This window comes from Amycolatopsis sp. NPDC102522, from assembly GCF_055584485.1.
The window spans coordinates 356246-368458 of the sequence record NZ_JBVJLY010000006.1 but is presented as its reverse complement, the minus strand read 5'-3'; the positions used below and the strand labels follow the sequence as shown (position 1 = coordinate 368458).

At 67.3% G+C, this 12213-nt stretch carries 9 protein-coding genes, 1 tRNA gene and 1 pseudogene; 6 read left to right on the top strand and 5 right to left on the bottom strand.

The genetic code is table 11. The features are described from left to right. Positions 1-605 precede the first annotated feature (605 nt). Entirely contained in the window at positions 606-1586 is a 981-nt protein-coding gene (locus ACZ6YV_RS18315) for a recombinase family protein (RefSeq protein WP_465510721.1), read from the top strand. Here the strand turns inward: ACZ6YV_RS18315 and ACZ6YV_RS18310 are convergent. After that, a tRNA-Leu gene (locus tag ACZ6YV_RS18310) sits at positions 1568-1651 on the bottom strand. The genes ACZ6YV_RS18315 and ACZ6YV_RS18310 overlap by 19 nt on opposite strands. Positions 1652-1936: 285 nt before the next feature. On the opposite strand from ACZ6YV_RS18310, the gene ACZ6YV_RS18305 reads away from it, so the two are divergent. Further along, positions 1937-2959: an LLM class flavin-dependent oxidoreductase gene (locus ACZ6YV_RS18305; protein ID WP_465510720.1), complete on the top strand. Its 1023-nt coding sequence runs from the start codon at positions 1937-1939 to the stop codon at positions 2957-2959. 62 nt (positions 2960-3021) lie between these two features. Further along, a complete protein-coding gene (locus ACZ6YV_RS18300; RefSeq protein WP_465510719.1) occupies positions 3022-3690 on the top strand; it encodes a S1 family peptidase in 669 nt (222 codons plus the stop codon). Here ACZ6YV_RS18300 and ACZ6YV_RS18295 read toward each other — a convergent pair. Then, entirely contained in the window at positions 3683-4027 is a 345-nt protein-coding gene (locus ACZ6YV_RS18295) for a hypothetical protein (RefSeq protein WP_465510718.1), read from the bottom strand. The genes ACZ6YV_RS18300 and ACZ6YV_RS18295 overlap by 8 nt on opposite strands. 151 nt (positions 4028-4178) lie before the next feature. Here ACZ6YV_RS18295 and ACZ6YV_RS18290 point away from each other — a divergent pair. Further along, a pseudogene (locus ACZ6YV_RS18290) lies at positions 4179-5352 on the top strand (acyl-CoA dehydrogenase family protein). 27 nt (positions 5353-5379) lie between these two features. Here the strand turns inward: ACZ6YV_RS18290 and ACZ6YV_RS18285 are convergent. After that, positions 5380-5646 (bottom strand): hypothetical protein, encoded by a 267-nt coding sequence (locus ACZ6YV_RS18285; RefSeq protein ID WP_378247796.1) that lies wholly within the window; start codon positions 5644-5646, stop codon positions 5380-5382. 318 nt (positions 5647-5964) lie between these two features. Between ACZ6YV_RS18285 and ACZ6YV_RS18280 the strand changes: the two genes are divergently transcribed. Then, the gene (locus ACZ6YV_RS18280; RefSeq protein ID WP_465510717.1) at positions 5965-7593 is read left to right on the top strand and encodes a GMC family oxidoreductase; all 1629 of its coding nucleotides are present in this window, start codon (positions 5965-5967) and stop codon (positions 7591-7593) included. Positions 7594-7610: 17 nt separating this feature from the next. Further along, a complete protein-coding gene (locus tag ACZ6YV_RS18275; protein WP_465510716.1) occupies positions 7611-9185 on the top strand; it encodes a succinic semialdehyde dehydrogenase in 1575 nt (524 codons plus the stop codon). Here ACZ6YV_RS18275 and ACZ6YV_RS18270 read toward each other — a convergent pair. Both ACZ6YV_RS18270 and ACZ6YV_RS18265 read right to left on the bottom strand, forming a co-directional pair. After that, positions 9182-10462 carry an MFS transporter gene (locus ACZ6YV_RS18270; RefSeq protein WP_465510715.1) on the bottom strand — a complete coding sequence of 427 codons (1281 nt, stop codon included), beginning with the start codon at positions 10460-10462 and terminating at the stop codon, positions 9182-9184. The two genes, ACZ6YV_RS18275 and ACZ6YV_RS18270, sit on opposite strands and share 4 nt — an antisense overlap. Beyond that, entirely contained in the window at positions 10459-12120 is a 1662-nt protein-coding gene (locus ACZ6YV_RS18265; RefSeq protein WP_465510714.1) for an amidohydrolase, read from the bottom strand. Before ACZ6YV_RS18265 ends, ACZ6YV_RS18270 begins: the two co-directional genes overlap by 4 nt. Positions 12121-12213 lie beyond the last annotated feature (93 nt).

Below are 12213 nucleotides of genomic sequence, written 5' to 3'. Positions count from 1 at the left end.
TGTACGAACGGCGCTTACGAGCAGGCATGAAGACATCCTTTCAACAGGACGACCAGTCCTGCTAACTCGGTGTCCACTACCCGGGGTGAACCTCATGTTGCCCGACGGGTCAGCTGTACAGCCCAAGACCACGCAACAAGTATACCTATGGATGACGATCATCATATGCGTGTGCGACGTCGAAAAACCCCTCGACCATCTCAAGCGCCAAGGATGGATCGCCTACCCACCACATGTGCCCAAGCATGTTGCCGGAGTCCGCGAACAGAACTACGGGATCCACGATGTCGTCCCACGCCAGTGCCACAACTCTTCTCCTCAAGTGATGCATACTTGTTCTAATCAATCGTGCATGCTGCCAATCTGTCACAGTTCCACAAGACAAGACTAAACCGAAGTCAGCGGCGACGGCGCGATAAGATACCGGAAATTCCGGCAGCTGCCGTGAATGCGCCCGCCGTCACAGAGATCGGCAGTGGTAGAAGAGTAAGAAGAAGTCCTGCGCCGGCCAGTACCAAGGTGACACATCCTGCGGCAGTCAGCATGAGCCGCTAGCTCGCCTGGTCCGCTGATCGCAGTCCGAAGAGGGCGTTCCTTGTCCCTCCATGCGTCGGCCGGACCAGAATCAGCATCGGCTCGCCGACGGATGGCAAGGCAGCACGATCCGCTCGATCTTGGAGAATCCGCGGTACACGGGATACGCCGTCTTCGGCCGCTGGGCGAAGCACGAGACGCTCCTGAACCCTGACGACGTAGGCGCTGGGCATGTAGTCCGGTTCCGGCGCGCGGCACCTGACCGCATCGTGCGCTCACGGCAGCCGGCTCATCCGAAGATCGTTTCGGTTGAGGACTTCACACAGGCCCAGCTTATGCGCCGGTCACGGGCTGCCGGTGGACTGCGTGGCATCGCGAAGCTGGATCGCGACCGGCCCGCGGCCAAGCACACGTACCTGTTGAAAGGGTTGGTGCGCTGCGACATCTGCGCCCGGAAGATGCAGGGTGCGGCGATTCGGAAGGGCATCTACTACCGGTGCATCGCGCGGACGATGGCGCCGGGGTCGCCAGTGCTGGCCGATCATCCGAAGACGGTGAACCTCCGCGAGGACGTCGTGATTCCACCGCTCAACGCCTGGCTGTGCCAGGTCTTAGACCCGGACAACCGCGACGAGACTGTGGCCGCGATGGTCGGAGCCCAGCCGGGCGGAGCTGGAACAGGACGCGAGACCGTTGGGAAGCGGTTGAAGGCCGCAGAGGCACGGTTGCGGCGGCATCAGGCCGCGATCGAGGCAGGCGTGGACCCGGCGGCGCTCGTGGACGCGATGAACCTTGCTCAGGCGGAGCGTCAGGCGGCACGAGAGGAACTGGAGAACCTGCCCGAGTCCGCCAAGATCGACGCGGCGGAGGTGTACGCCATGCTCGACTCGCTGGGCGATGTCGAAAGAGCGCTGAACTCGCGGAACCCGGACCGCATCACGCAGGTCTACCGGGATCTCGGGCTGCAAGTGCTCTACGACAACAAAAAAGAGGCGGTCGTGGTGACCGCCTCTCCCCGTGTGGATAACGTGTGTGTCCGAGGGGGGACTTGAACCCCCACGTCCGTTAAGGACACTAGCACCTCAAGCTAGCGCGTCTGCCATTCCGCCACTCGGACTTGCTGATATGAAGAGAGTATACGTCGCCTGGGGGGCCTGAATCAGGGGGGTGCGTATCGTCACGGAGACGCACATTGAGATGATGTTTGGTTACCGTCAGGCATCTCCCGGGCCACCAGTTAGGCGAACGTCGCGTGCAAGTCCGCAGGTCGAGAGCTGAAAAAGCATAACGTGACAACTGATGACACAAGGTGACTGAAGCCAGGCTACGCGAGGCGGTCAGAGGGTGAGCGACGTTGATCGGTGGGGGAATCAAACCCGGTCATCGGGCGCTTACAACGTGCGTGAAGAAGATTGGTTTCCTCTCGTTCGGCCACTGGTCGGCGAGTGCGCACTCCGAGACCCGGTCCGCCGCCGACTTCCTGCATCAGTCGATCGACCTGGCCGTCGCGGCCGAGGAGCTCGGCGTCGACGGCGCGTACTTCCGTGTGCACCACTTCGCGCGGCAGGCGGGCAGTCCGTTCCCGCTGCTGTCGGCGATCGGTGCCCGGACGTCGAAGATCGAGATCGGCACCGGCGTGATCGACATGCGTTACGAGAACCCGATGTACATGGCCGAGGACGCCGGCGCCGCCGACCTCATTTCCGGTGGCAGGCTCCAGCTCGGCGTCAGTCGGGGATCCCCGGAGCAGGTGATCGACGGTTGGCGTTACTTCGGCTATGGGCCCGCGGAGGGGCAGACGGTCGCGGACATGGCCCGGCAGCGCGTCGAGGTCTTCCTCAAGCTGCTTGACGGAGAGGGCTTCGCGCAGCCGAACCCGCGTCCGATGTTCGCCAACCCGCCGGGGCTGCTGCGGCTCGAGCCGTACTCCGAGGGGCTGCGCGACCGTATCTGGTGGGGTTCCAGTTCGAACGCGACCGCTGTGTGGGCAGCGGAGCAGGGCATGAATCTGCAGAGTTCCACGCTCAAGGACGACGAGACGGGGGAGCCGCTGCATGTCCAGCAGCGCAAGCAGATCGAGGCCTACCGCGAAGCCTGGAAGGAGGCCGGTCACTCGCGTGAGCCGCGGGTATCGGTCAGCCGCAGCATCTTCGCGTTGACCAACGACCTCGACCGGGCCTACTTCGGCCGCGATCGCGACTCTCGGGACCAGATTGGCATGATCGACGAGACGACCAGGGCGATCTTCGGGCGGTCGTATGCCGCCGAGCCGGACGAGCTGGTGCGGGAACTCAAGGCGGACGAGGCGATCCAGGCCGCGGACACCGTGTTGCTGACCATCCCGAACCAGCTCGGTGTCGAGTACAACGCGCACGTGCTGGAAAGCATTCTCACGCACGTGGCACCGGAGCTCGGCTGGCGCTGAGCGCGCGATTCGCCCGGTGGGCAGGGGTTAGAATCGACTTATCCCCGGCCATCGGAGGTCCCATGAGACTGCCCCGATCCCGCTGTCTGCTCGGTCTGGTCCTGAGCTTCTGCCTGGCCTTGCCGCCCCTCGCCCAAGCGGAGGCTCCCGCCCCGCTCGGCGGCGGGAGCGTCCTGCAGAACGGCGCTTCGTCTCGATGCACGGCCGGATTCGCCGCTGTCGCGGGGAATGTCGGCTACCTGATCGCGAGTTCCGCCTGCGGCCGGCCTGGCGACACCGTCCGCAGCGCGGGACGGGTCGTCGGGGTGGTCGCGGCGGCCCAGGTTCCGCAGACCGGCGCGATCGTCGTCCGGGTGACCAACACGACCGACTGGCGGCTGGTGGGATCCATTCCTCCAACGGACGGCAGGGTGACGATCGCCGGTTCAGTCGAAGCCCCGGTCGGCGCGTCGGTGTGCAGGTACGGCTCGACCACCGGCTGGCATTGCGGGGTCATTCAGGCGAAGAACCAGACGATCACCCTCCCCGGCGGAACGCTGACCGGGCTGACCCGGACCTCCGTCTGCGCCGAGCCCGGTGACAACGGCGGGCCGTTCGTCAGCGGAACGCAGGCGCAGGGGGTGCTGGTCGGTGGCAGCGGGAACTGTTCCACCGGCGGTACCACGTACTTCCTGCCGGTCAACCGGGTCCTGTCGGCCTACGGGTTGACCATCCTCGCCGGGGCTAGCTGAAAAGTACCGAGCGCAACAGAAGGCGGTCCGAGCCGCGACCACCGTTGGGGCGGAGTGAGAAGTAGGCCTCGCTCGCGCAGTCGTCGTCCGTGAACACCACCGCCATCGAGTCGGTGTCGTTGCGCGGGCGGAACGCGTCGACGTCCCAGTCGGCTATTTCGGGGATCTCGATGCATTCGCCACTGGGCGGATCGACCAGGGTGCCGATCTGGAGCTCTTCGTCCTCGTCGTAGTAGCGGTAGGTGAACTCGCCTTCGGCGGCGGACGCCGTGGCCGGAATCGTGAAGAACAGGGTGAAAACACTGGCGACAGCGAGGAAAGCACTGCGTCTGCGCATGGGGGACGTGTCCTTTCAGAGCCGGGATTCTCCGACGTTAGGACGATGATCGACATCCCGGTAGGCCTCACGGCCACGTCCACCCGCCGGTGCCGGTGGTGGACCTGATCGTGGGTGGACCGATTCCGAGGGGTGATCGATAGTGAGGGGCATGTACACCGGCAACCCCGACGTCCCCGACGACGTCTTCGCGGACGTTCTCGGCCAGATCAACGACTTCGTGCGCACCCGTGTGATGCCTCGTGAGCTCGAGATCATGAACACGGACGCCATCCCCGCCGATCTCCGGGCGCAGGCCGCGGAGATGGGACTGTTCGGGTACGCGATCCCGCAGGAGTTGGGGTGGTCTCGGTCTCGACCTGGTCCAGGACGTCGAGGTGGCGATGGCGCTGGGCTACACGTCCTTGTCGCTGCGGTCGATGTTCGGCACGAACAACGGCATCGCCGGGCAGGTCCTGGTCGGATTCGGCACGGGGGAGCAGCGGGCCGCGTGGCTGCCCGGCATCGCGTCCGGCGACATCGTGGCGTCCTTCGCGCTCACCGAGCCCGGTGCGGGCTCCAACCCCGCCGGACTGCGGACCACCGCGAAACCGGACGGTGACGGCTGGATCATCGACGGCGGCAAGCAGTTCATCACCAACGCCACCGAGGCCGGGTTGTTCGTGGTGTTCGCCCGGGTCCGGCCCGCGTCCGTGTCCGGGACGGGGATCGCGGTGTTCCTCGTGCCCGCCGGCTCGCCGGGGATCCAGGTCGGCGCGAAGGACGCGAAGATGGGGCAAGAGGGTTCGCGCACCGCGGATGTCACCTTCTCGCAGGTCCGCGTCGGCCCGGAGGCGTTGGTGGGCGGAGACGGCGACGTCGGCTACAAGGCCGCGATGACCTCACTGGCCCGCGGCCGGATCCACATGGCGGGCCTGGCTGTCGGGGCCGCGCAGCGGGCGCTCGATGAGTCGGTTGCTTACGCCGCCATCGCGACCCAGGGTGGGACGCCGATCGGGGATTTCCAGCTGGTGCAGGCGATGCTCGCCGATCAGCAGACCGGAGTGCTGGCAGGCCGGGCGCTGGCACGGGAGGCGGCGCGGCTGTACGTGACGGGGGAGGACCGCCGGATAGCGCCGTCGGCGGCGAAGCTGTTCTGCACCGAGATGGCGGGCAAGACCGCGGACCTCGCTGTGCAGGTCCACGGCGGTAGCGGCTACCTCCGCGAGGTCGCTGTCGAACGCATCTATCGCGACGTCCGGCTCATGCGGCTGTACGAAGGGACCAGCGAGATCCAGCGCTTGATCATCGGCGGCGGCCTGGTGCGGGCCGAGAAGAACCGCTGAAAGGGCACACTTTCGGCGCGTCCGGGGTCATTTCATCAGCATCATGAGGGTGATCAGGAACCCGATGATGCCCACGATCTCCGCGACGAGCGTCAGCAGGTTCTTGTGCGCCGCTCCACCACTCCCGCCACCACCGCCGCCGGACCAGCGGCGGGCGGAGAACTGCCCTACGAGGCACGCCACCGCCACGGCGGCGCAGGCGCCGAAGCCGATGAGCAAGGCCCAGTCGTCCAGCGTCAGCACGACGAAAGCGACGGCGGTGCCCGCCAATGCCAGTAATACGACCCCCCGCATACGTCGACCCTCCCTGTCGAAACGTTTGCGATTAATCACTTTACGGATGCGTGATCACGCTGGCAACAGGCAAAACTACCGACCGTGCGCGCCGCCTCGGAAATGCCTGTTCAAAGCTGCTTCAGCTACGGATTCCGCAGGGCATGATCTTCCGGGGCTCGGCTCGAATAATCGGATTGAGTCAAGTTTCTCACTATGCGACTAAGTGGCAGGCGAGCGCGACGAGAAGCGCCATTGCGTAACCGGGCTGTCTCGCTATACGGTGGCAGAACTAGAACAGGTTATAGTTCTGCACGGCGGGCGGACCGAGGAGCGGAAATGGCGAACAGGGCTGCGCGCGGCGACGAGGCCGACTACGTGGTCGTCGGGTCGGGCAGCTCGGGGGCGGCGATCGCGGGCAGGCTGGCGGAGTCCGGTGCCAGCGTGATCGTGCTCGAAGCGGGCAAGAGCGACGAGAAGATGCTCGTCAAGAAGCCGGGGCTGGTCGGCCCGATGCACGCGGTGCCCCAGCTCAAGAAACCCTTCGACTGGGGCTACTACTCGGTGCCGCAGAAACATGTTCTCGATCGCCGGATGCCGGTGCCGCGCGGCAAGGTGGTCGGCGGCTCCAGTTCTATCAACGGCATGGTCTACGTGCGCGGCAACCGCGCCAACTTCGACTCCTGGGCCGCTGAGGGCAACAAGGGCTGGGACGCCGACAGCGTCAACGCCGCGTACAAGCGGATGGAGGACTTCGAGGACGGCGAGAGCGATTTCCGCGGCGCGGGCGGGCCGATCCGGATCACCCGCAACAAGATCCCGCAGGAAGGCACGCTGCAGTTCGTCCAGGCGACGGCCGACGCGATCGGCTGCGAGATCCTCGACGACTACAACGCCGAGTCCCAAGAGGGTGTCAGCCGGATGCAGCAGAACGCCGCCGACGGCCTGCGCTACAGCGCCTCGCGTGGCTACATCCACGATCTCGCGCCCGCCTCGCTGCAGGTCCAGTCCGGGGTGCTGGCGAAGAAGGTGCTCATCGAGAACGGCCGCGCCGTCGGCGTCGAGGTCGTCGACTCCGACGGAAGCCGGCGCACCCTGCGCGCGGGCAAGGAGGTCATCCTCTCGGCGGGCTTCGTCGGTTCCGCGCAGCTGTTGATGCTGTCCGGGATCGGCCACGCCGAACACCTGAAGGAACACGGCATCGAGGTCGTCGCGGACCTGCCTGTCGGCGACAACCTGCACGACCACATGTTCCACGCGCTGACGTTCCGCGCGTCGTCGAGCAAGAACAAGGGCACGCCGCCGTACTTCGCGAGCGGCCTGGTCAAGGAGCTGATGCGGCCGGGCACGACCTTCCTGGCGAACTCGGTCTTCGAGGCGGTCGCTTTCCTCAAGACCTCCCAGGCCGCCGCCGTCCCCGATCTCCAGTTGCACCTCCTGCCGTGGGCGTACGTGACGCCCAACCAGGACGCGCCGATCCGGCACGACGTCGACAAGCGGCCCGCGCTCACCGTGCTGACCACGTTGATCTATCCGAGGAGCCGCGGCACGCTGCGCCTCGCTTCGGCCGATCCCACGGCGGCGCCGCTCATCGACTTCCAGTACCTGTCCGACCCGGGCGATCTCGAGGTGCTCGGCGAGGGTTCGGAGATGGTCCGCGAGATCTTCGCGTCGAAGGCGTTCAACGGCTCGATCAAGGAAGAGCTCCACCCGGGCAAATCACTGCGGGGCCAGGACCTGCGCGACGCGATCCTGAACCGCGCGACCTCGGTCTACCACGGCGTCGGCACCTGCCGGATGGGTGTCGACGAGCTCGCTGTCGTCGGTCCCGACCTCAAGGTCCGCGGCGTCGAAGGCCTGCGGGTGTGCGACGCCTCGATCATGCCGTCGATCACCGGCGGCAACACCAACGCGCCCGCCATCATGATCGGCGAGATGGGCGCGCAGCTCGTCCTCTCGGACAACTGACGCACGGAAAGAGGGCCATGACCGTCACACCGCTCGCGCTCACCCGTCCGGCGTCGGTGACCGACGCGTTCCTGCGACGCCTCGTCGCCCGGGTGCCGGGCTCGTCCGGCGCGACCTGGAAGCTCACCGAGGTCTACACCGGCGAAGACCTCGTCGAGCTGCCCCAGTCGACCCCCGCCGACATCGAGCAGGCGTTCACCGCGGCACGCGCCGCGCAAGCGAAGTGGGCCGCCACGCCGCTCAAGAGGCGGCTGGAGGTGTTCAAGCGGGCACACACGCTCTTCGTCGACAACGCGCCGATCGTCACCGACCTCATCCAGGCCGAGAGCGGCAAGAACCGCCGGATGGCCATCGAGGAGACCTGCGACCCGGCGATGGTGATGAGCCATTACCTCACGCGGGCGGCGAAACTGTTGGCGCCGACCAAACGCGGGGGACCGGTCCCGTTCCTGACGACGTCGACCGAGATCCGGCAGCCCAAGGGGGTCGTCGGCATCATCGCGCCGTGGAACTTCCCGTTCGCCACCGGCATTTCCGACGCCATCCCGGCGCTGATGGCCGGGAACGCGGTCGTGCTGAAGCCCGACAACAAGACGGCGCTCTCGCCGCTCTACGGCGTCGAGCTGCTGGAGCAGGCCGGGCTGCCGAAGGGGCTGTTCCAGGTGGTGTGCGGCGAGGGCCCGGACGTCGGCCCCACGCTCATCGACCAGGCGAACTACGTGATGTTCACCGGCTCCACCGCGACCGGCAGGGTGATCGGCGAACGGGCGGGCCGCAACCTCATCGGCTGCTGCCTCGAACTCGGCGGCAAGAACCCGATGATCGTGCTCGAAGACGCCGATCTGGCCGAGGCCACGCAGGGCGCGATCTTCGGTGCTTTCGGCAACACCGGCCAGATCTGCATGCACATCGAGCGGATCTACCTGCCGGAATCCCGCTACGACGAGTTCAAGAACGCGTACGTGGCCAAGACCAAGGCGCTCGACGTCCGCGCCGCCTACGACTTCGGCCCCGACATGGGCTCCCTGGTCTCCGTCGACCACATGAGCCGCGTCAAGTCGCACGTCGAGGACGCCGTCGCGAAGGGCGCCACCGTCCTTTGTGGAGGGAAGCCCCGGCCCGACCTCGGCCCGGCGTTCTTCGAGCCGACGATCCTCGAAGGCGTCACGAAGGACATGCTCTGCGGGGTCACCGAAACCTTCGGACCCGTTGTCGCACTGCACAAGTACGCCACGGTCGACGAGGCCGTCGCGCTGGCCAACGACACCGAGTACGGCCTCAACGCCTCGGTCTGGGGCGGTGACGTCGACGCCGCGCGGGCCGTGGCCGCGCGGATCGAGTCCGGCAACGTCAACATCAACGACATCCTGGCCACCGCCTACGCCGCCAAGGGGACGCCGTCCGGCGGCGTCAAGAACTCGGGCGTCGGCGCCCGCCACGGGGACCAGGGCCTGCTCAAGTACACCGACGTCAAGAACGTGGCGGTGCTCAAGAAGCAGGTCATGGGTCCCCGCGGCGGCCAGACCTACGAGAAGTACGTCGAGGGGATGCTCTCCGGGCTGAAGCTCATGCGGCGCCTCCGTATCCGCTAGATGTCGTCGGTGTGCTGCGGTGCGGCCAGCACACAGACGATGCTGAGCACGCACATGCCGATCAGCAGGCCGATCGCCGGCCAGACACTGCCGGTCGCCTGGAACAGCAGCGTCGACGCCAGCGGCGAGAGGCCGCCGAAGAGCGCGCCCGCCAGCTGGTAGGACAGCGAGATGCTGGTGTACCGCGCCCGCGGGCGGAACATCTGCGACAGGATGGCGGCGATCGGGCTGTAGGTCGCCGTCATCGCCAGGCGCATCGCCACGAACGCCGCGATGATCAGCGCCGCGTTCTTGGTCGAGAGCACCAGGAACTGCGGAGCCGCGAGCAACGCGACGCCGACCAGTCCGATGACGACCACTCGCACCCGGCCGAAGCGATCGCCGAGCCAGGCCGCGCCGAAGCTCGCGGCCAGCTCCACGAAGGCGGCGATGGTGAGCGCGTTGAGCACGAGCGATTCGGAGACACCGACGGCCGGATCGGTCGCGTACGCCGTCGCGAAAGTGGTGACGAGGTAGTAGCCGCCGACAGCGACGGGCAGCACGCAGATGCCCAGCAGGATCGGCTTCCAGTTCGTCCGGACCGCATACAGGAGGGGGACGCCGGTTTCTTCGGCGCTTCCCTCGAAGACCGGTGACTCTTCGACCTTCAGGCGCACGATGAGCCCGACGCCGATGAGCAGCACGGACGCGAAGAAGGGGATTCGCCAGCCCACCGTGCTGAGCCATTCGGTGCCGCCGGTGCTCAGCAGGCTGAACAGGCCGGTGGCCAGCAACGCGCCCGCAGGGTTTCCCGCCTGCGCGAAGGCGCCATAGAAGGTCTTCTTGCCCGGTGGCGCGTGTTCGACGGCCATGAGCACGGCGCCGCCCCACTCGCCGCCGACGGCCAGGCCTTGGACGAACCTGAGCACCACGAGCAGGATGGGCGCCCACGTGCCGATCTGGGCGTATCCGGGCAGGCAGCCGACCAGGAAGGTCGCCGCCCCCATCATGGTCAGGGTCACCACGAGCGCGGTCTTGCGGCCGACGCGGTCGCCGATGTGCCCGAACACGATGCCGCCGAGGGGCCGGGCGAAGAACCCGACCGCGTACGTGGCGAAGGCCGCCGCGACCCCTGTGAGCCGATCGCCGGTCTCGGGGAAGAACACGGTGCCGAAAACCAGGCTGGCGGCCGTGGCGTAGACGTAGAAGTCATACCACTCGATCGTGGTGCCGACGAAGGCAGCGAGACCGGCCCGGCGGGCTCGGCGGAGCGACTGGGTGTCGGTTTGGACGGTCATCGGGCCACCTCGCCGTCGATCCAGGTTTCCAGCACCTCGATGCCCGCGATCCCGGCGGGATCACAGGTGAGGGGATTCTCGCCGAGCAGCACGAAATCGGCGCGTTTGCCGGGACTGATCGAGCCCAGGTCGCGCTCACGGCCGAGCACCCGCGCGCCGGCGATCGTGTGGGCGGCGACGGCCGACCGGACGTCGATCAGCAGGTCGTCACCGCCGAGCCGGTGGCCGCGCCGGGTCGTCCTGGTCACCGCGGTCTGGATGGCTTCGAGCGGGTTCGGCTCCGCGACAGGGGCGTCCGAGCTGAGCGTGACCGGCACGCCCGCCGCCTGGAACTCGCCGAGGGGGTTGAACCGCTCCCCGGGGGTGCCGACGGCGTCGGTGACACCTTCGCCCCAGTTGAAGTAGTGCTGGGGCTGGTTGACCGGGTGGACACCGAGCACGGCCATTCGCTCGATCTGTTCGGGGGACGGAAGTCCACAGTGCTCGATGCGGTGACGGGCGTCGGGCCGGGGAGTGCGCCGCTGCGCGTCTTCGATGGCGTCGAGCACCATGGCGATCGCGTCGGGGGATTGAGCGTGGGTCGCGGTCTGGAGCCCGGCTTCGTGCGCCTTGTCGATGAGCGCGGAGTAGTCCTTCGGGTCGTGGTAGAGCTGCCCGGTGCGGCACGGGTCGCCGACGTAGCCGTCCGGGAAGTACGCGGTCCACCCGCCGAGGGTGCCGTCGGCGTAGAACTTGATCCCCGCGAACGCGAGGCGGGCGGTGCCGAAAGCGCCGTGCAGCCCCATTTCCAAGGTCTGGTCGAGCAGGTGCGACAGCAGGTACATGTGCACGCGCGTCTTGAGCAGCCCGGCTTCGTCCAGTCGCAGGTACATGTCGAACTCGCGGCGCGTGACCTGGGCGTCGCCGATCGCGGTCACCCCGGCGGCGAGGAACTTCTCCTGCGCGGCGGCCAGCTGCCGCGCGTGCTCCTCCGGCTCGTCTTCGAGGTGGAAGTTCGGCCCGTGCCGTCCGACCTTCACGCCGGTGACCCCGGTGAGGATGTTGCACGCCGCGTCCGAGAGCTCCCCGGTGAGCTCGCCGTGCTCGTCCCGGAAGAACACCCCGCCGTCGGGATCCGGGGTGTCGCGGGTGACGCCGTTGCGCCGCAACGTGAAGCTGTTGACCACGCCGCCGTGCCCGCTGGCGTTCATGAGGTAGACCTCGCGGTCTTCGGCGACCGCGTCGAGTTCTTCCTTGCGGGGATGGCGTTTCTCGGCGAGGTTGCGGTGCTCGTAGCCGTAACCTCGGACGGGCCTGCCGTCCGGAGTGTTCTCGGCCGCTTCGCGCAGCAGCGCGACGATGGCGGGGATGGTCGAAGCCCGCTCGGGACCGCAGTCCACCCAGGTCATCATCTGCCCGTACATCAGGGGATGCGCGTGCGGATCGACGAAGCCGGGCAGAAGCGTGCCCGGCAGCCGCCGCACCTCCGGATTCGGACGGCCGAGGGCGGCCGCACGGGCGCGGCACTCGTCCACCGAGCCGACCGCGGCGATCTCCTCGCCGAACACGAGCACCGCGGCGGCGCCTTCGGTGGCGTCGTCGACCGTCACCAGCTCTTCCGGATGCAGGATCGTCGCGGTCGCGTCGAGGATTGAACGATCGAGGGGCAACTGGCGCATCGCGCGGACTCCTGGGATTCGGCGGTGAAGTGGGGCGAAGGTAAGCGAGGAAGGCCACCGAGCGCAATCAGATCATTCGTGGAGCTACGGTTC

Coding starts and splice junctions, on each gene's coding strand:
- ACZ6YV_RS18315 (WP_465510721.1), top strand. CDS start 606: ATGCGTCGGCCGGACCAGAATCAGCATCGGCTCGCCGACGGATGGCAA.
- ACZ6YV_RS18300 (WP_465510719.1), top strand. CDS start 3,022: ATGAGACTGCCCCGATCCCGCTGTCTGCTCGGTCTGGTCCTGAGCTTC.
- ACZ6YV_RS18295 (WP_465510718.1), bottom strand. CDS start 4,027: ATGCGCAGACGCAGTGCTTTCCTCGCTGTCGCCAGTGTTTTCACCCTG.
- ACZ6YV_RS18285 (WP_378247796.1), bottom strand. CDS start 5,646: ATGCGGGGGGTCGTATTACTGGCATTGGCGGGCACCGCCGTCGCTTTC.
- ACZ6YV_RS18280 (WP_465510717.1), top strand. CDS start 5,965: ATGGCGAACAGGGCTGCGCGCGGCGACGAGGCCGACTACGTGGTCGTC.
- ACZ6YV_RS18275 (WP_465510716.1), top strand. CDS start 7,611: ATGACCGTCACACCGCTCGCGCTCACCCGTCCGGCGTCGGTGACCGAC.
- ACZ6YV_RS18270 (WP_465510715.1), bottom strand. CDS start 10,462: ATGACCGTCCAAACCGACACCCAGTCGCTCCGCCGAGCCCGCCGGGCC.
- ACZ6YV_RS18265 (WP_465510714.1), bottom strand. CDS start 12,120: ATGCGCCAGTTGCCCCTCGATCGTTCAATCCTCGACGCGACCGCGACG.